Genomic DNA, 17,632 nt, shown 5'->3' with positions numbered 1-17,632 from the left:
CATGGAAACCAAGGCGAATTACACCATTGTCGGTATTTTTACGCTCATCGTGGTCGCGGCGGCATTCGGCTTCGTTTACTGGATGGCCGAATTCGGACGCGGCGGGCCAGTGGCGCAGCTGACGATCCGTATTCCGGGATCGGCCAATGGTCTGTCCGTCGGTTCGCCGGTGCGGTTCAACGGCATACCTGTCGGTACGGTTCGTGGTCTTTCGATCGACCAGCAGGATCCTGCTTACTCGATTGCCTATACGGAAGTGCAGGCGGATGCGCCGGTCTTTCCGTCCACTCGCGCGGTTCTGGAAATCCAGGGCCTGACGGGCGCTGCCTATGTCGAGCTTTCGGGTGGGCGCAGCAATGAGGAACGCATTCTCCAGAAGTCCTTCGAAACCGGCGTGCCAGCAGAGCTGACGGCTGATCTGTCCAGTGTGACGAACCTGCTTGCGACCGCCGACAAGATTCTGAAGCGTGCGGATGGTGCGATCGGAGAGCTTCAGGGCTTCGTGCAGGATGCGCGCGGACCGCTGACGGAAACCGTTCGCAATGCCGAGAAATTCTCTGCAGCGCTTGCCTCCAACTCCGATGGCATCGAAAACTTCCTCGAGAGCCTGAGCTCATTGTCGACGACCGTTCAGTCGGTCTCGGTTCGTCTCGATGGAACGCTGACGGCCGTTGAAGATCTGGTCAAGGCGGTGGATTCACAGAAGATCGACTCGATTCTCACCAATGTTGACAAGGTCACGTCCGACGTGGCGGCCTCTTCCAGCGGCATTCAAGCGGTTATGGAGAACGTACAACGCACTTCACGTAACTTCGAACAGGCAAGTTCGGACGCTCAGAACGTGTTGAAGCGCGCCGATGAGCTTCTGGCTTCGGTCGATACCGCGAAGGTGAGCAATACGGTTGAGGATGTGTCGGCTGCGACCGCCGACGCTCGCCAGGCGATCTCCACCTTCCGCCAGATCGCCGATGACGTTGGAACGCGCCGTCAGGATATCGATCAAGCAATTGCCGACTTCACCGACATGTCTCGCAAGCTGAACATGGCATCGAGCCGCGTCGACGGCATTCTCGCGAAAGTGGACGGCATGCTGGGAACCGATGACGCGGATTCGCTTTTTGCCAAGGCACGTGAGACTCTTAACTCCTTCAAGGCGGTTGCTGACAATCTCAACGGACGTATTGGCCCGATTGCCGACAACCTCACTCGCTTCTCGAATTCGGGCCTGAGGGACCTTCAGGCGCTGATCAGCAGCACCCGTGATACGGTCAACAATCTCAACAATACGATCACCAATTTCGATCGCGATCCGCAGCGCCTGATCTTCGGTGGCGAAAATGTAAAACAATATGATGGCCGGACACGGCGTTGATGGAGGTTCCTGGTTTCATGATTTTGCAGATACCACGGCGGAAAATATCCGCGGTCTCCACGAAGTTTGCTGTGATGCTGCCCTTGCTTGGTGCCATCCTGGCAGGCTGCGGCGGTGGCGCTAAGAACGATACGTTCGATCTTTCCGTCTCACCCGCGCCGGTGACGCAGGCGCGATCCCTCAAGGGACGCCAGCTTCTGGTTGCAGAACCGACCGCGCTGAAGGCGCTCGATAGCGAGAACATCGTGGTACGGCTTTCCAACTCGGAAGTGCAGTATCTTGCAAACTCGCAATGGAGCGATCGCCTGCCGCGCATGGTGCAGTCGAAGCTGGTCGAAGCCTTCCAGGATACAGGCCGCCTCGGCGGTGTTGGACGTCCAGGGCAGGGTCTGGCGATCGACTATCAGGTCGTCACCGATATTCGCGCCTTCGAGGTCGACACCAAGAACAATGTCGCCAACATCGAGATTTCGGTACAGTTGCTGAACGATCGCAACGGCACCGTTCGGGCACAGGACGTGTTCCGTGCAAGCGCGCGAGTCAGCGGTACGGGCAACGCGAACTTTGTCAAAGCGCTCGACTCGGCGTTTGCCGCTGCCTCTCGCGAGATTGTGGCCTGGACGTTGAAGGCACTCTGATCACAATCCACGATGTAAAATCAAACGCCGCGACATCATTCGATGCGCGGCGTTTTTCTTTGCGATCACCTGTGGGTTGAATCTGGTAGCCTTACTCGGCTGCTGCTTCCTTCTGCCATTCCGGCAGCGGGAAGATCGCGTCATAGGCCCAATTGAAGACAAAGGCGTAGACGACGTAGAACAGCGCGAACGAGATATCCATGATCAGTGCGTGGATCAGGCCGATGCCGAGATACCATGCAATGAACGGCATCAGGACGATCAGAAGTCCAAGCTCGAACAGAACCGCGTGCGCCACGCGGATCGCCGGTGTCTTGAGCGTGGTGCCCCGCAGACGCTGCAGGGTGTGGTCAAAGCCAAGATTGTAGAGATAATTCCACGCCGTCGCGACGGTGGCGCTGACGACGCCGACAATGCCGATGTCGCTCATCGGCATGGCGAAGACGACGGTGCCGAGTGGAATGACCAAAGCGAGGCCAATAATTTCAAAGCTCAGAGCGTGGCGGATACGATCGCCGATGCTGCGCATGGGAAACTCCCGAGATAACCAAATCGGGCCGTCCCGAATGCTGTCGCCGCCATGGCCGAGGTCGTCCTCGCAAGGACGATATAAGCGGAAGCGGCTTTTTCTTCAAGTCTTCGGGTATCGCGAGGATGGATCGCCGAAAAGACCGAGCATAAAAAAAGCGCCTCGAAAGAGACGCTTTTTTGTCTGGGTGTCTCGACTGCGGATCAGCGCTTGGAAACTGGAACGTAATCGCGCTTTGCAGCGCCGGTGTAGAGCTGGCGCGGACGACCGATACGCTGCTGCGGATCTTCGATCATTTCGTTCCACTGGGCGATCCAGCCGACGGTGCGGGCTAGAGCGAAGAGAACGGTGAACATGGTCGTTGGGAAGCCAAGCGCCTTCAGCGTGATGCCGGAGTAGAAGTCGACATTCGGGTAGAGCTTCTTCTCGACGAAGTAAGGATCCGAAAGGGCGATCTTTTCCAGTTCGAGCGCAACCTGCATGATCGGATCGTCGGAGTTGCCGGTGGCTTCCAGCACTTCGTACATCGTCTTCTGCATGATCTTGGCGCGCGGATCGTAGTTCTTGTAGACGCGGTGACCAAAGCCCATCAGGCGGAACGGATCGTTCTTGTCCTTGGCGCGCGCGATGTATTCAGGAATACGATCGACGGTGCCGATCTCGTTCAGCATGTTGAGCGCTGCTTCGTTCGCGCCGCCGTGAGCGGGGCCCCACAGGCAGGCGATGCCGGCTGCGATACATGCGAACGGGTTTGCGCCCGAGGAACCGGCCAGACGAACGGTCGAGGTGGACGCATTCTGCTCATGGTCGGCGTGAAGGATGAAGATGCGATCCATGGCGCGGGCCAGAACCGGGTCCACCTTGTACTCTTCGCACGGAACGGCAAAGCACATGTGCAGGAAGTTCGATGCGTAATCGAGATCGTTCTTCGGATAAACGAAGGGCTGGCCGATATGGTACTTGTAGGCCATGGCCGCGATCGTCGGCATCTTGGCGATCATGCGCAGAGACGCGACCATGCGCTGGTGCGGATCGGTGATGTCTGTCGAGTCGTGGTAGAAGGCGGAGAGGGCGCCGACCGTACCGCACATGACGGCCATTGGGTGGGCGTCGCGACGATAGCCGGTGAAGAAGCGGCTCATCTGTTCATGCACCATGGTGTGACGCGTCACACGGGTGTCGAAGTCCTTCTTCTGCGCGGTCGTCGGCAGTTCGCCGTAAAGCAGCAGGTAGCAGGTCTCGAGGAAGTCGCCCTGTTCGGCAAGCTGCTCGATCGGATAACCGCGGTGCAGCAGAACGCCTTCGTCACCATCGATATAGGTGATCTTGGATTCGCACGAAGCGGTCGAGGTGAAACCGGGGTCGTAGGTGAAGGAGCCGGTGTGTTTGTACAGGGTGCCGATATCGACGACGCGCGGGCCAATCGTACCTTCTCGTACAGGAAGATCGACCGTCTTGTCGCCGAGGGTCACTGTAGCGCTTTTTTCCGTCATACCATACCTCCGAATATGCAGGCGATGCGGGTTGACGCATCGGCCAATTAAGCGTCACGGATTTAGCTATATGATCCGCGCGACGATGCCAAGCTATCCAAAAGGCAAATTGTGCATCGCAGAATTGGAATAAGCCGTTCTGATCGGTTTTGCCACTTTACTGTTTCGTTTTAAGTCAATGCTTCCTTAATCTGCACACTGGATTGCAATCCGAATCGCAAGGCTGCAAATTGGTCCTGAGGGACCGAGGGGCGGCACTTGAACGACTACGGGGAACGGCAGCAGTTCCGCTTGCTGGAGACGGGCACGCCTATGAGGGTGGAGCTCGACGGCATCAATGCGCCCGCCACTCTTACGAATACGGATATCGTACTTTTTGCCCCACCGCATCCTGTGCCTCAAGGCTTTGCGCAGCGATTGCAATCGACCTTATCGCGCTGCGTCACCGAGGAGCTTCAGTACCGGCAAGACTTCCTTTTCATCCCCGTGCTGGTTGGCGCGGGCGCGGCACTATGGTTTTCGCTCTCTTCTCCGCCATCCGACGTCGTTTTGATTGTGAGTGGTCTTTGCATCATCCCGATCGCCATCATCACGCGGCACCGGCAGAACGCACTGTCCTTTGTGTTGGCAACGCTTGCACTTCTGCTGCTTGGCATGCTGCTGGCAAACTGGGAGACGCACCGCGTTGGGACCACAGTCCTCGACAGTGCCGTGACGACGACGATCACCGGCAAGGTGGAGCGGCGGGAGGTGGATGCCAAGGGCTACTGGCGCTATACGATCGCCCTGACTTCAACGAGTGGACCTTCGCTGACACGTCTGCCAAATCGGATATCCGTTCTCTCGCGCAGTCGCGAACAACCGATAGCTGTCGGTGCGGGCATCACCGGCAAGGCGCGCCTTTCGCCACCATCCGGGCCGGCACTGCCGGGCCTCAACGACTTTGCCTTCTCGGCGTATTTCGACGGGATCGGTGCGACAGGCTTTTTCTATAGCGTGCCAAAGGCTCTACCGACGCAGGCCGCAACGATGGACGACGTGGGCTGGCTGGAAACAGCGGGTTCGTGGCTCTACGCGCTGCGTTCCACTATTGCCGAACGAATCCGCAGCGTCATCGGCGGCGATGCAGGTGCTTTTGCGGCTTCGATCATAACGGATGAACGGCGCGCGATCTCCAGCGAGACGATGGAAGCTTTGCGCGTGTCGGGGCTCGCCCATATCGTTGCCATTTCCGGGCTCAACATGGCACTGGCATCGGGCATCTTCTTCGTTGGTATGCGTATGGTGTTCAGCGTGTTTCCAGGGTTTTCGCAGCGCTATCCCGTCAAGAAGATTTCCGCCTTTGCCGCGCTGTTGATGACATTCGCCTATTATCTGATTTCAGGCTTTGCCGTCTCTGCCGAGCGGGCATGGTTGATGATGTCGATCATGCTGGCGGCGGTTCTCGTCAACCGGCCGTCCATCAGCCTTCGCAATGTCGCCCTTGCCGCAATCGTCATCATCGCGGTTTCGCCACATGAAATCATGGGTCCCAGTTTCCAGATGTCCTTTGCCGCAACGCTGGCACTGGTTGCGGCCTATTCCTTCTGGAGCAGATGGCGGGGCAATCGCGAACGCCTTTTTATCGCGCGCCCCCCCTTGTGGATGGTGGCCTCGTCCAAAGCGAGTGCCGTGATCGGCGGTGTCGTCATCACCTCGTTAATTGGGGGTGTCTCGACAGCGATCTACTCCATCGAGCATTTCCACCGTATCACCACCTACGGACTGGCCGCCAACCTTGCCGCCATGCCGGTCATGTCGATCATCGTCATGCCGTCTGCGCTGATCGCCATGCTGCTCATGCCCTTTGGTCTGGATGCACCCTTCCTGAAGCTGATGGGTTACGGCATGGCCATGGTGATCGACATTGCCAACACCGTCTCCAGTTGGGGCGGAGATGCCACGATCGGGCGGCAGCACCCATGGTTTCTGACCGTCTCGACGGTCGGATTTCTTCTTCTGACCTTGCTGCGGACCCACCTCGCGCTCTTGGGGCTTCCCCTGATTCTAGCTGGTCTCGTTCTGGTGCCGCTTGAGCAGAACAAAGCAAAGCCGGATTTATTGATCTACGAGGATGGCGTTCTGGTCGCGTTTCGCACGGATCAATTCGTTGCGACGACCAAGCGCCAGGCGAAGGGGTTCGTCTTTGATCAGTGGGCAAGGGCGGTGCCGCTGCCGGATAAGCATGTTGCCCCTGTCATGCTGGATGACGACAAGTCGGGTGAGCGAGAGGACACGGCAAAGCCAACGCCTCGCCGCCCGGCTGTTCTCACCGATCAGCAGAAGCAAGAAGCTCGCGACAAGATGCTTGCGGCTTTCGAGCGGACGAATGGCTTCTCGTGTCAGAAAAACGCCTGGTGCGCTGGACGTCATGAGAGCGGCGTCAAAGTCGCGGTTATTTCGAACACGGCGTTGACCGGAACAGCCTGTGATGTGGCGGACATCGTCGTGACGTCGCGTTTCGTGCCGTTTTCAAATTGTCGCTCGGGCGCGCTATTGATCAGTCCGACAACATTGCGAAAGACGGGCTCGCTGGAACTCTGGCTGAATGAGGCCGGAGAGACCGTTGCAACGGCGCGCGCGGCGATGCAAGACGTTGCCAGACCCTGGTCGATCCACCGCGCCTATGACTGGCGCAGCAAGACCTCTGACGGCGCGGTGCCGCCGCATATCGAGGCGATGCTGGCGACCGGGCAGTAAGTCTTTTGCTTCAATCTGCTGCGGAGCGGCGGTCTTCGATAATCTCGCCAGACGCCCGCGCTTCCTCTTCGTGCTCGGCGTCACGCCACGGTTCTAGGATTGCTGCCTCCTCCCACTCCTTCATCGCCGGCGAGCTCAAGAGGCGGGTCTTGTAAGCCTCCGCCGCTGGCGAGAGTGCTGTGCCGTAGGTCTGGAAGCGAAACGCGACGGGGCAGAAGAAGGCGTCGACGGTGGTGAAGTTGGTGCCGGCCAGAAACGGCCCGCCGAAGATGTCGATGCCCTGTTGCCAGAGTGCGTCGATACGCGCGATATCCTTACGGAGCGCCTCGGTTGCAGGAACTGGCCGGATCCGCAAGCCTACGCTCATCGGGTGCAGATTGCGCAGCGACTGGAAGCCGGAATGCATCTCCGCGGATGCCGAGCGCGACCAAGCCCGCGCTTTGGCATCCTCAGCCCAAACACCATCATGCCGTTCCGCCAGGTACTCGACAATCGCAAGCGAGTCCCAGATGGTGACATCGCCATCCACGAGGCAGGGCACCTTGCCGGTGGGCGAAAAGTGCGTGAAGCCGTTCTTGGGATCGGGATCATTGAAGGGGACGAGATGCTCTTTGAAGGGAATCTCCAATGTCCGCATCAGAACCCACGGCCGGAGGGACCAGGAAGAGTAGTTCTTGTTGGCGATGTAGAGATCGTACATATTGTCTCCTTCTGGTGATACGGCTGCTTGAATCGCATGCAATCAGCAAAAGCGTCCATGCGTGTAAGTGCGGATGTTTCTCTGTCCATCGTCCTAACGCATGACCGAGAGGACATACAGGCCGAGTCTGTCATGTCAGCTATCATATGAATTGATGCGTTCGCCGTTCTCACCTTTCCGAAAGCAGAAGCAGAATGAACTTCACCGGTTCATCGCGGTTTGGTGGGAACGCATCAAGCAAATGGAGCGATCAAGATGAACATGAAATCTGGCGGTTGTGCCTGCGGCAGCGTGAGGCTTTCGATAGTCGGCGAGCCCTATCGTATCGGGATTTGTCACTGCATGGATTGTCGCAAACACCACGGCGCGCTCTTCCACGCATCCGCCATCTTCCCGCAGGATGCCGTTACCATCGAAGGAGAAACACGCAGCTATAATGGCCGCTTCTTCTGTCCCAACTGCGGATCGCCGGTCTTCGGAAAAAGCGACGACGAAATCGAGGTCAATCTCGGTTCCCTGGATTCACCAGATCAGTTCGAGCCGACCTACGAGCTTTGGACGATCCGCCGTGAGGCGTGGCTGCCGGACTTCCCGGCATTGCGCCAATATGAGCGGGACCGGGAATCGACAGGCAGAACGGAAAAGGGGCGGTGAGACTGTCCACCTTGTCGGATGGTAGCCGCGAGGTCGATTAGCTGCGTCTGTGAGTTCTGCACTTAGAAGCGACGCGCGAGGGCGCTTGTCGGTGGCACTGAAAGATTGCCGCCGTTCGAAGGCCATGATCGGCATGCACCCGACCATCCGCCAATCTTTTCCTCATCCTCGGATCGAGAATGAGGATAACGAGAAAGACGAAGACGAAGACGAAGAGAACCAGCGTCGAGACCTCGGCGCGATCAGAGGCAGCCCCACATCGCCGCATCTGCCAACGAGGTCAGTGCGTCTTGCCTCAGCAAGAGCACGGGCAGCCAGTCTGAGCCGACTATCGTCCGCTCAGTGATAGCGACGAATGAGGCCGACCAGCTTGCCCTGGATCTTGACCCGATCCGGTCCGAAGATGCGGGTCTCATAGGCTGGGTTCGCGGCCTCCAGGGCGATGGAAGCACCCTTGCGGCGGAAACGCTTCAAAGTGGCTTCTTCATCATCCACCAGTGCAACGATGATATCGCCGGGGTTGGCGGTGCTGCCGTTGCGAATGATGACAGTATCGCCGTCGAAGATGCCAGCCTCGATCATCGAGTCACCCTTGACCTCAAGCGCGTAATGCTCGCCCGTGCCCAGCATATCGACGGGGACGGCAACATCATGGGTGTTGTTCTGGATAGCGGAGATCGGTACACCGGCGGCGATGCGTCCCATCACAGGAACGGTGACAGCGGAGGAGATCTGATCGTTTGCTGGCTTCGGCGCGGGAGCCGGCTCAGGCGGTTTGGCTTTTCCGAGGCTGCCCTCGATCACGCTTGGCGAGAAACCGCGCGGCGGCTTCTGTGCTGGTGCCGAATAGGCCTCCGGAAGCTTGATGACTTCCAGGGCTCTTGCCCTGTTCGGCAAGCGGCGGATGAAGCCGCGTTCTTCCAAAGCGGTAATCAGCCGATGGATGCCGGATTTCGAGGCAAGGTCGAGGGCATCTTTCATCTCATCGAAAGATGGCGGCACGCCGGACTCTTTCATTCGCTCATGAATGAAAAGAAGCAGTTCCTGCTGTTTGCGCGTGAGCATGAAGAAAACCCTTGGAATACGTGGCGAAGATTCGCGAAACAAATACAGAACGAACACTATATGTTCCATATGTGTTCTGCAATCCCTTAAAATTCCGCAACCGTCTCCGCCTCATCAATTTGCAGTCCTGTTATCCGCGCAATGGTAGAAGTTTATAGCTTCTTTACGGTGTTGCGCGTCTTTTTCCTCTCCAGGTTGATGATTTCATTTTTGCGGGTATCTACAAGCTGCTCCGAGGATCACACGATCCGGTCATCCTGTGGGATGAAGGCCAAGCCATTCGAAGCATTATCAACAAAGTTATCATAGCTCTACGGCGCCGCTTCTTAGCGCCTGTATGGGGCAGGGACATTTTTATGAAGCTCGTTAGATTTACCCTTATCGGAATGCTGATTGCGTTGGCCGGTTGCCAGACCCTCGATCCCAATTCACCGGAAGCTTTGAAGCGCAAGGAGTATGACCGGCTGCTCCTGAACACGACGATGGCCAATTGCAAGCTCATCGTTCAGCTCAATCAGAAGCGCGTTTCGCAGAACAAGGAGCCGACGCGCGACAACAACTGCGCACGGATCCTGAAGAACCACGCGCTTGGCGGCGTTCATCCGGCGAGTTTCATCCCCGATCTTGCGGTGAACGGCATTCCCATTCCGATCGGCGGACTGATCAAGCTTGCCATCGTTGCCGACCGAAACCAGCGCGAGAAGAAGGCCTGGGAGGCATCGCTACCGGCTTGGGTGTCCTCCGGTGGTGAGAACAGCGAGAACGTCTATCGCATGTTGCTGGCTCAAGGTTTCAAACCTGAGGAGTTGGAGGGGCTGAAGGGAAGTGCTGGATTTTCCGACGCCGTGCGCGCAGTCGGGCCGTTCGTGCAATTTTCCGAGGCCAATCCCGATGTCGTGCGGAAGGCGAATGCCGGCTAAATGGCAAGCGGTCGGTGCTCTGGCCGCAGCCTGCCTCATCTCGTGACACATGGCGCGCTTGCTGCTAATGCCTGTGCAACATCGCAAGTTAAGCGGTTGCCGGCGATGTCCGGCGCATGTGTCGTGAGGAATAAGATGACTGTGAAGAACAATTTGAAAGTGGTCGCTGGCGAAGGCAAAGGCGCTGTCGCCTTCTCCAACACGGAGCGGTTTTCGCTGATCGCCGGCCCGTGCCAGATGGAAAGCCGCGACCACGCTTTCATGATTGCCGGCACGCTGCATGAGCTTTGCGGCAGGCTCGGCATCGGGCTTGTCTATAAGTCATCCTTCGACAAGGCCAACCGCACATCGCTCTCCGGACAGCGTGGCATCGGTCTCGACAAGGCCATGGAGATATTTGCCGATCTTAAGAAGGAATATGGCTTTCCGGTCCTGACTGACATCCATACGGAAGAGCAGTGCGCCATTGTCGCCGAAACCGTCGATGTCCTGCAAATCCCGGCCTTCCTCAGTCGCCAGACCGATCTTCTGATCGCCGCCGCGAAGACCGGTCGCGTGATCAACGTGAAGAAGGGGCAGTTCCTGGCGCCCTGGGACATGAAGAATGTGCTGGCGAAGTTGAATGAGAGCGGCAATCCGAATGTTCTCCTCTGCGAACGCGGCGCATCGTTCGGCTATAACACGCTTGTCTCCGACATGCGCTCGCTGCCGATCATGGCCTCGCTCGGTGCGCCGGTGGTTTTCGATGCGACGCATTCCGTGCAGCAGCCAGGCGGGCAGGGTGGGTCGACCGGTGGTCAGCGCGAATTCGTCGAGACATTGTCGCGCGCAGCCGTGGCCGTCGGCATTGCAGGCCTGTTTGTCGAGACCCATGAAGACCCGGACAATGCCCCTTCCGACGGACCCAACATGGTTCATCTGAAGGATATGCCGAAGCTTCTGGAGAAGCTTCTGGCTTTTGATGCCATCGCCAAGGCTGCCTGATTTTGGCCTAATCGATTTTTATAGGTTGGGCGACGCCTGATGCTGGGCGTCGTCATTGTAATTTCTCACGCTTCGTCTACAGCGAAGTGGCAATGACCTTTCACACTTTTCAGAATCGCTTATCCGCCGTCCGGCTCGAAAACGGCTTCACAGTTTTGCCGATGCGCTCTAAGACAAGCGACTGAAATTCATCTGTTCCAGTCCCAAGGGAGAGACCATGACAGCCATTACCGACATCATCGCACGCGAAATCCTCGATAGCCGTGGCAACCCCACGGTCGAGGTCGACGTGTACCTCGAAGACGGCTCCTTCGGTCGCGCTGCCGTTCCATCGGGCGCATCCACCGGCGCTCACGAGGCAGTCGAGCTGCGCGATGGCGGACAGCGCTATGGCGGCAAGGGTGTTGAAAAGGCCGTCGAGGCCGTCAACACTGAGATCTTTGATGCGCTTGGCGGCTTCGATGCCGAAAGCCAGATCCACATCGACCAGACGCTGATTGCGCTCGATGGTACGCCGAACAAGTCTCGCCTCGGCGCAAACGCCATCCTCGGCGTATCGCTCGCCGTTGCCAAGGCCGCTGCCGAAACAACCGGCCTGCCGCTCTATCGCTACGTTGGCGGCCCGAACGCCCACCTGCTGCCCGTTCCGATGATGAACATCATCAATGGCGGTGCACATGCCGACAACCCGATCGACTTCCAGGAATTCATGATCATGCCGGTCGGCGCGGAAAGCATCCGTGACGCGGTGCGCATCGGCGCGGAAATCTTCCATGTTCTGAAAAAGGAACTGGCAGCGCAGGGCCATAACACCAATGTCGGCGACGAAGGCGGTTTTGCCCCTGGCCTGAAGAGCGCGCCGGAAGCGCTGGACTTCATCATGAAGTCGGTTGAAAAGGCCGGTTACAAGCCGGGCGACGACGTCGCTCTTGCTCTCGACTGCGCCTCGACCGAGTTCTTCAAGAACGGCAAATACGAGATGGAAGGCGAAGGCCGCACGCTCGAGCCGGAAGCCATGGCCGATTACCTCGCAGAACTCGCAGGCAAGTATCCGATCATTTCCATCGAAGACGGCATGGCCGAAGACGATTGGGAAGGCTGGAAGTACCTGACCGACAAGATCGGCTCCAAGGTACAGCTCGTCGGTGACGACCTCTTCGTTACCAACTCCGCGCGCCTTCGTGACGGCATCAAGATGGGCGTTGCCAACTCCATCCTCGTCAAAGTCAACCAGATCGGTTCTCTGACCGAGACGCTCGACGCTGTCGAAACAGCCCACAAGGCACGTTACACAGCGGTCATGTCTCACCGTTCGGGTGAAACGGAAGACTCCACGATTGCCGATCTCGCGGTTGCCACCAACTGCGGTCAGATCAAGACCGGCTCGCTGTCGCGCTCCGACCGTCTGGCGAAGTACAACCAGCTGATCCGTATCGAAGAGATGCTGGGTCCGCAGGCTGCTTACGCTGGCCGCTCCATTCTTCGCAGCTGATTTGAACTGTGATATTTTTGGGGCTTTCCATAGGCCCTAATAATAGAAAACCCGCCGATGGCCTCGGCGGGTTTTTTGTGTCAGCGATGCGGTATTTGTTCTCGACGGTCGACGGTCGACGGGTCGGGAGCGGGTTTTACAGCGCCTGTTTGATCTTCTCTGCGTGAGCCTTCAGCATCTCCACATCCGCCATCGCGCCGCTATGCGGCTTCAATGGCTCTCCGTCCTTGCGCGGTACGATGTGGAAATGCAGGTGGAACACCGTCTGGCCAGCGGCTGGCTCGTTGAACTGCGCTACGTAGATGCCATCAGCATCGAAGGCTTCCTTGGCGGCGACGGCGAGCTTCTGGACGACGGGGATTGTCTTTGTCAGCACGTCTGGATCGGCATCGAGAATGTTGCGCGAGCCGGTTTTCGGGATCACCAGTAGGTGACCCGGGGCCTGGGGCATCACGTCCATGAAGGCCAGTGTATGGTCGTCTTCGTAGACCTTTACGCAGGGGATTTCACCCCGGAGGATTTTTGCGAAGATGTTGTTGTCATCGTAGGCTGTCACGGGCTGCTCCCTCAAAACTTTAGTCGTCGTCTTCCTGCCGTTCGCCTTTGCGAAACGGGCTATGGTCTTCAAGATAGTCGTTAATCTGTTCGACTTCGCTGCGTTCCCGCTCCAGATAATCGGCGATGGCGTGGCGAAGGCCGGGATGGGCAATGTAGTGGGCGGAATGGGTGGTCACCGGCGTATAGCCGCGTGCCAGCTTATGCTCGCCCTGAGCGCCGGCTTCCACACGCTTCAAACCCTTGGAAAGCGCAAAATCGATCGCCTGATGGTAGCAGACTTCGAAATGCAGAAAGGGATGGTCCTCGATGCAGCCCCAGTGGCGGCCGTACAATGCGTCGCCGCCGATGAAGTTGATGGCGCCGGCAACATATTTACCCTCACGCTTGGCCATTACCAGCAGGATGTCATCTGCCATGCGCTCGCCGATCAGGGAATAGAAGGCGCGGGTGAGGTAAGGCTTGCCCCATTTGCGGCTGCCGGTATCCATGTAGAAGGTGAAGAACTGATCCCAGATATCTTCGGTCAGATCGCTGCCGGTCAGCCAGTCGATCTCGATGCCGTTTTCCAGCGCCGAGCGCCGCTCTTTCTTCAGGGTCTTGCGCTTGCGCGATGACAGCGCGTCGAGGAAATCGCTGTGATCACGATAGCCTTCATTGATGAAATGAAACTGCTGATCGGTGCGATGCAGAAAACCCTCATCCTCCAGGGCTTCGATCTCATCTTCATTTGCAAAGGTCACATGTGCCGAAGAGATGCCGAGCTTCTCTGTCACCTGCTGGAGACCTGAGGCGAGGACCTGCTGGAAGGCTGCAACGTCCAGCCCCGTCGTCAACAGGCGTGGACCGGTTGCAGGCGTGAATGGGACCGAGCATTGGAGCTTGGGATAATAGCGGCCGCCTGCGCGTTCGAACGCGTCTGCCCATCCCTGGTCGAAGACATATTCGCCGCGGCTGTGGTTCTTGAGGTAGCCGGGAACCGCCCCCATCAATCTCCCGTCGCTGCGCTCCAGCAAGAGATGCTGGCCGAGCCAGCCGGTCTTTGCCGTGGCCGATCCGGATTCTTCCAGCGCGGACAGAAAGGCGTGCGAAATGAAGGGATTGTACGGCGTGGCCGACGGTAGCCTGGATGCTCCGGAAAGGCTGTTCCAGCTTTCCGGAGCGATGTCCTTGAAGGACTGTGCAACGCGAATGGTGTATTCGTCGCTCATGCGGTGGCTGACTGGTCCTTGCTGTTGGGGACAAACCCCTCGAACGTTATCTGGTCAGCATATGTATAGGACTTCTCCAAGGCATTTTCATCCCGCACGGTCCAGGTAATCACCGGGAAGCCAAGTTTTCTCTGCGCTTCGATGAAGCTGTTGGGCAGGTGACCCCAGAAGTAGGAGATGAAATCGAGCCCGATCTGCATCGCTTCATCATGCTTGAAGAAATCTTCCGGATTGGCGCCTTCTGCGGTCAGACCCAACGGCCAGGGAGAGCGTGCCGCCTTCAAATCCTTTAGGAGATGATGATCGAAGCTCATCAGTGCCACATGACCCTGATAGCCCTCTAGCTCTTCCAGAACCGCTTCGGCAAAGCCGTCATCGACGCCTTCGCCCTCACGACCCTTGAGCTCGATAACGAGCGGCACCTTACCGGCGCAAAGCTTCAACAGTTGCTTCAGTGTGGGAACGCGATCCCTGGTCTGCCCGATCGACAGCATCCCAAGTTCGGCAGATGTGCGCTCACGCACATCGCCTTTGATGCCGGTGAGGCGGGTCATCTCGTCGTCGTGAAAGACCACGGGAACGCTATCGGCCGCCAGCTGCACATCGCATTCGATGGCGTAGCCGGCTTCGATGGCGCGGGTAAAAGCCGAGAGCGTGTTTTCCCAAACCACCTTGTTGAGATCGTGATAGCCACGATGGGCGACGGGTTGGGCCGTCAGCCAGGATAGTTTCAATGTCATGCGTCGATTTCCACGATGGCATCGATTTCGACGGCGGCGTTGAACGGAAGCGACGCCATGCCGACGGCGGCACGTGCATGCTTTCCGGCATCACCCAGGACATTGGCAATGAGGTTCGATGCACCGTTGATGACGAGGTGCTGCTCGGTGAATTCCGGGACGGAGGCGACGAAGCCGTTGAGCTTTAGCACGCGGCGCACCTTGGAGAGATCGCCGTTCAAGGCTGCCTTGACCTGCGCCAGAATGTTGACGGCGCAAAGCTCGGCCGCCTTTTGCGCGGTTGCGACATCGACATCGCGACCGACATGGCCCGTCACCGCAATCTTGCCGGATTCCATCGGCAGTTGTCCGGAAATATAAAGCAGATTGCCGCTGATCGTGAAGGGAACATAGTTGGCAGCAGGGGCTGCTGCGGCGGGAAGAGTGTATCCGAGTTCCTTGAGGCGAGCTTCGATGGCGTCTGACATTTTTCCGTTTCCGCTTTGGTTGTAAATCTTTCAAAAATCCGGCATTCAGGTCATGATGTCGAAAAGCCGGACGGTTGCTTGTACAGTATGAGCGATGAGTCCAACAGGAGTTATTGAATGATCGTCAGGAACCTCGCTCTCGTTCTTGCCGCTGGCGTGGGCCTCATGCCGTGCATCGCAAGTGCCGTGCCTGCCAGCGTTCCCAATCTGATCTCCCACCGCGCCGTCTACGATCTCGAACTCAAGGATGCGTCGGATCGCTCCGGCATCGAAGGCATGACCGGACGCATGGTCTATGAATTCACCGGCTCGTCCTGCAAGGGTTACAAGACCGATTTCCGCTTCGTCACCCAGATCAATACCGGCGATGCGGTGCGGATGACCGACCAGCAGACCACGACATTCGAAGATGCCGTCTCGAAGAAATTCACCTTCGAGACCAAATCCTTTACCGACGACAAGCTCGACAAGGAAGTCATCGGCTCGGCCGCAGACGTCGATGGCAAGATGAAGGTGGATCTGACCAAGCCGGACTCGCGCGAAATCGATCTCGTTCCTGGCGAATTTCCGACCGAGCATATGTATCAGGTCATCGAGAACGCCAAGCTCGGCAAGCGTATCTTTGAGTCGCGCGTCTTCGACGGCTCGGATGACGGCGATGAGAGCCTGATCACATCGACGCTGGTCGGCAAGCAGCAGGCACCGAAGGATGGCGACGCCGAAGCGAGTGTTGCCGGCGATTTCGCCAAGGCGCCATTCTGGCCGGTGACCATCGCCTATTACAACGACAAGACCGGGACGGATTCGCTGCCGATCTATCGCATGTCGTTCAAGCTTTACGAGAACGGAATCACCCGAGATCTGACGATGGATTACGGTGACTTCGTTCTGACAGGCAAGCTGGCCAAGCTCGATGTTCTCACGCCTGAGACGTGTGAAGCGCCGCCTGTACGCTGAAATGTGACGATACTGGCGTTTTTTGACGCCGCATGCTTGCAATTTGGCGAAGGCCGCTGTATGCGGCACACCATTCCACACGCGAAGCTTGGGGTGTTCCGGGAGAAATCCGGTTCATTCCGCCCGGTGGTACCGGTCAAACGGTGCTGTTCGCTTCGCGGGGGTTCAACCGGAAAAGGAGTAACAAGGCATGGCATTGCCCGATTTTTCTATGCGCCAGCTTCTGGAAGCTGGTGTTCACTTCGGCCACCAGACACATCGCTGGAACCCGAAGATGAAGCCGTACATTTTCGGCGATCGTAACAATATCCACATCATCGACCTGGCTCAGACCGTTCCGATGCTGTCGCGCGCGCTTCAGGTCGTTTCCGACACCGTTGCTCGTGGTGGCCGCGTTCTGTTCGTTGGCACGAAGCGTCAGGCTTCCGAAATCATCGCAGACAGCGCAAAGCGCTCCGCTCAGTACTACGTCAACTCGCGTTGGCTCGGCGGCATGATGACCAACTGGAAGACGATTTCGAACTCGATCCAGCGTCTTCGCAAGGTTGACGAAATCCTGAACTCGGATGCTTCCGGCTACTCCAAGAAGGAGCGTCTGAACCTTGAGCGCGAACGCGAGAAGCTTGAAAAGGCTCTCGGCGGTATCCGCGATATGGGTGGCGTTCCGGACCTGATGTTCATCATCGACACCAACAAGGAAAAGATCGCGATCGAAGAAGCCAAGCGTCTTGGCATTCCGGTTGTCGCCATCATCGACTCCAACTGCGATCCGGACCACATCGATTTCCCGATCCCGGGTAACGACGACGCTTCGCGCGCCATTTCGCTTTACTGCGATCTGATTGCCCGCGCTGCCATCGACGGTATCGCACGTCAGCAGGGCGCTTCCGGCCGTGACCTCGGCGCTTCCGAAGAAGCTCCGGTAGAGCCTGCTCTCGAAGACGAAGCCAACGCCTGATATTGGCCTTTTGGCGGCGCGATCGCGCCGCCTTTTCCATCAGGATAAGACAAGGCCGTTCTGGACTACACGTTCGACGGCCTTGTTCGTTTCAAGCCGCAGCACCCCGTCGATCCAGCGATCGGCGCCAAAGGGAACAGCGGCTGGTTTCTCAAGTT

17 protein-coding genes are annotated in these 17,632 nt (G+C 57.9%); 9 read left to right on the top strand and 8 right to left on the bottom strand.

What is annotated here, in order from left to right; translation table 11 throughout:
• Position 1: 1 nt before the first annotated feature.
• On the top strand, positions 2-1,372 hold the full coding sequence (locus ACTJKV_RS11665; protein WP_062427463.1) for an MlaD family protein: 1,371 nt from the start codon (positions 2-4) through the stop codon (positions 1,370-1,372).
• 74 nt (positions 1,373-1,446) lie between these two features.
• The gene (locus ACTJKV_RS11660) at positions 1,447-2,010 is read left to right on the top strand and encodes an ABC-type transport auxiliary lipoprotein family protein (RefSeq protein WP_112358474.1); all 564 of its coding nucleotides are present in this window, start codon (positions 1,447-1,449) and stop codon (positions 2,008-2,010) included.
• Between the two features lie 91 nt (positions 2,011-2,101).
• On the opposite strand, the gene ACTJKV_RS11655 is transcribed toward ACTJKV_RS11660, so the two are convergent.
• Positions 2,102-2,539 (bottom strand): PACE efflux transporter, encoded by a 438-nt coding sequence (locus ACTJKV_RS11655; protein ID WP_062440844.1) that lies wholly within the window; start codon positions 2,537-2,539, stop codon positions 2,102-2,104.
• Between the two features lie 203 nt (positions 2,540-2,742).
• Positions 2,743-4,032, bottom strand: coding sequence for a citrate synthase (gene gltA, locus ACTJKV_RS11650; RefSeq protein ID WP_062440847.1), 1,290 nt, complete (start codon positions 4,030-4,032; stop codon positions 2,743-2,745).
• Between the two features lie 258 nt (positions 4,033-4,290).
• Between gltA and ACTJKV_RS11645 the strand changes: the two genes are divergently transcribed.
• Positions 4,291-6,771 carry a ComEC/Rec2 family competence protein gene (locus ACTJKV_RS11645; protein ID WP_440598703.1) on the top strand — a complete coding sequence of 827 codons (2,481 nt, stop codon included), beginning with the start codon at positions 4,291-4,293 and terminating at the stop codon, positions 6,769-6,771.
• A 10-nt stretch (positions 6,772-6,781) separates the two neighbouring features.
• Here ACTJKV_RS11645 and ACTJKV_RS11640 read toward each other — a convergent pair whose 3' ends face one another.
• The gene (locus ACTJKV_RS11640) at positions 6,782-7,471 is read right to left on the bottom strand and encodes a glutathione S-transferase family protein (protein WP_274102512.1); all 690 of its coding nucleotides are present in this window, start codon (positions 7,469-7,471) and stop codon (positions 6,782-6,784) included.
• A 255-nt stretch (positions 7,472-7,726) separates the two neighbouring features.
• On the opposite strand from ACTJKV_RS11640, the gene ACTJKV_RS11635 reads away from it, so the two are divergent.
• Positions 7,727-8,125, top strand: a complete 399-nt coding sequence (locus ACTJKV_RS11635) for a GFA family protein (RefSeq protein ID WP_062427460.1) — start codon at positions 7,727-7,729, stop codon at positions 8,123-8,125.
• A 339-nt stretch (positions 8,126-8,464) separates the two neighbouring features.
• Here the strand turns inward: ACTJKV_RS11635 and lexA are convergent, their stop codons facing one another.
• Complete coding sequence (lexA, locus tag ACTJKV_RS11630; RefSeq protein ID WP_062427550.1) at positions 8,465-9,190, bottom strand: transcriptional repressor LexA; 726 nt, start codon at positions 9,188-9,190, stop codon at positions 8,465-8,467.
• Positions 9,191-9,546: 356 nt separating this feature from the next.
• Here lexA and ACTJKV_RS11625 point away from each other — a divergent pair, with 356 nt between their 5' ends.
• The 3 genes from ACTJKV_RS11625 (at position 9,547) to eno (ending at position 12,586) form a co-directional block, all read left to right on the top strand.
• Positions 9,547-10,110 carry a hypothetical protein gene (locus ACTJKV_RS11625; protein ID WP_162739608.1) on the top strand — a complete coding sequence of 188 codons (564 nt, stop codon included), beginning with the start codon at positions 9,547-9,549 and terminating at the stop codon, positions 10,108-10,110.
• Between the two features lie 135 nt (positions 10,111-10,245).
• Positions 10,246-11,094, top strand: a complete 849-nt coding sequence (kdsA, locus tag ACTJKV_RS11620) for a 3-deoxy-8-phosphooctulonate synthase (RefSeq protein ID WP_274102511.1) — start codon at positions 10,246-10,248, stop codon at positions 11,092-11,094.
• Positions 11,095-11,311: 217 nt separating this feature from the next.
• The gene (gene eno, locus ACTJKV_RS11615) at positions 11,312-12,586 is read left to right on the top strand and encodes a phosphopyruvate hydratase (RefSeq protein ID WP_062427456.1); all 1,275 of its coding nucleotides are present in this window, start codon (positions 11,312-11,314) and stop codon (positions 12,584-12,586) included.
• Positions 12,587-12,722: 136 nt separating this feature from the next.
• Here eno and ACTJKV_RS11610 read toward each other — a convergent pair whose 3' ends face one another.
• Genes ACTJKV_RS11610 through ACTJKV_RS11595 form a run of 4 tightly spaced genes read right to left on the bottom strand, consistent with a single transcriptional unit; the run spans position 12,723 to position 15,559 of the window.
• Entirely contained in the window at positions 12,723-13,142 is a 420-nt protein-coding gene (locus tag ACTJKV_RS11610; protein ID WP_062440858.1) for an HIT family protein, read from the bottom strand.
• Positions 13,143-13,161: 19 nt separating this feature from the next.
• Positions 13,162-14,352 (bottom strand): GNAT family N-acetyltransferase, encoded by a 1,191-nt coding sequence (locus ACTJKV_RS11605; protein WP_274102510.1) that lies wholly within the window; start codon positions 14,350-14,352, stop codon positions 13,162-13,164.
• The gene (locus ACTJKV_RS11600) at positions 14,349-15,092 is read right to left on the bottom strand and encodes a glycerophosphodiester phosphodiesterase (protein ID WP_274102509.1); all 744 of its coding nucleotides are present in this window, start codon (positions 15,090-15,092) and stop codon (positions 14,349-14,351) included. Before ACTJKV_RS11600 ends, ACTJKV_RS11605 begins: the two co-directional genes overlap by 4 nt.
• Positions 15,089-15,559 (bottom strand): RidA family protein, encoded by a 471-nt coding sequence (locus ACTJKV_RS11595; RefSeq protein ID WP_062440866.1) that lies wholly within the window; start codon positions 15,557-15,559, stop codon positions 15,089-15,091. Before ACTJKV_RS11595 ends, ACTJKV_RS11600 begins: the two co-directional genes overlap by 4 nt.
• A 117-nt stretch (positions 15,560-15,676) precedes the next feature.
• Between ACTJKV_RS11595 and ACTJKV_RS11590 the strand changes: the two genes are divergently transcribed.
• Positions 15,677-16,516 (top strand): cell envelope integrity EipB family protein, encoded by an 840-nt coding sequence (locus ACTJKV_RS11590; protein ID WP_274102508.1) that lies wholly within the window; start codon positions 15,677-15,679, stop codon positions 16,514-16,516.
• A 190-nt stretch (positions 16,517-16,706) separates the two neighbouring features.
• Complete coding sequence (rpsB, locus tag ACTJKV_RS11585; protein WP_062427450.1) at positions 16,707-17,474, top strand: 30S ribosomal protein S2; 768 nt, start codon at positions 16,707-16,709, stop codon at positions 17,472-17,474.
• The last annotated feature ends 158 nt before the right edge of the window (positions 17,475-17,632 follow it).

The organism is Agrobacterium sp. 22117 (assembly GCF_052045735.1).
Taxonomy (GTDB): domain Bacteria; phylum Pseudomonadota; class Alphaproteobacteria; order Rhizobiales; family Rhizobiaceae; genus Agrobacterium; species Agrobacterium cavarae.
This window is presented reverse-complemented; position numbering and strand designations above follow the sequence as displayed.

Bases quoted from the DNA above. Each gene is read 5' to 3' on its own strand.
- ACTJKV_RS11665 (WP_062427463.1), top strand. From the start codon at position 2: ATGGAAACCAAGGCGAATTACACCATTGTCGGTATTTTTACGCTCATC.
- ACTJKV_RS11660 (WP_112358474.1), top strand. From the start codon at position 1,447: ATGCTGCCCTTGCTTGGTGCCATCCTGGCAGGCTGCGGCGGTGGCGCT.
- ACTJKV_RS11655 (WP_062440844.1), bottom strand. From the start codon at position 2,539: ATGCGCAGCATCGGCGATCGTATCCGCCACGCTCTGAGCTTTGAAATT.
- gltA (WP_062440847.1), bottom strand. From the start codon at position 4,032: ATGACGGAAAAAAGCGCTACAGTGACCCTCGGCGACAAGACGGTCGAT.
- ACTJKV_RS11640 (WP_274102512.1), bottom strand. From the start codon at position 7,471: ATGTACGATCTCTACATCGCCAACAAGAACTACTCTTCCTGGTCCCTC.
- ACTJKV_RS11635 (WP_062427460.1), top strand. From the start codon at position 7,727: ATGAACATGAAATCTGGCGGTTGTGCCTGCGGCAGCGTGAGGCTTTCG.
- lexA (WP_062427550.1), bottom strand. From the start codon at position 9,190: ATGCTCACGCGCAAACAGCAGGAACTGCTTCTTTTCATTCATGAGCGA.
- ACTJKV_RS11625 (WP_162739608.1), top strand. From the start codon at position 9,547: ATGAAGCTCGTTAGATTTACCCTTATCGGAATGCTGATTGCGTTGGCC.
- kdsA (WP_274102511.1), top strand. From the start codon at position 10,246: ATGACTGTGAAGAACAATTTGAAAGTGGTCGCTGGCGAAGGCAAAGGC.
- eno (WP_062427456.1), top strand. From the start codon at position 11,312: ATGACAGCCATTACCGACATCATCGCACGCGAAATCCTCGATAGCCGT.
- ACTJKV_RS11605 (WP_274102510.1), bottom strand. From the start codon at position 14,352: ATGAGCGACGAATACACCATTCGCGTTGCACAGTCCTTCAAGGACATC.
- ACTJKV_RS11600 (WP_274102509.1), bottom strand. From the start codon at position 15,092: ATGACATTGAAACTATCCTGGCTGACGGCCCAACCCGTCGCCCATCGT.
- ACTJKV_RS11595 (WP_062440866.1), bottom strand. From the start codon at position 15,559: ATGTCAGACGCCATCGAAGCTCGCCTCAAGGAACTCGGATACACTCTT.
- ACTJKV_RS11590 (WP_274102508.1), top strand. From the start codon at position 15,677: ATGATCGTCAGGAACCTCGCTCTCGTTCTTGCCGCTGGCGTGGGCCTC.
- rpsB (WP_062427450.1), top strand. From the start codon at position 16,707: ATGGCATTGCCCGATTTTTCTATGCGCCAGCTTCTGGAAGCTGGTGTT.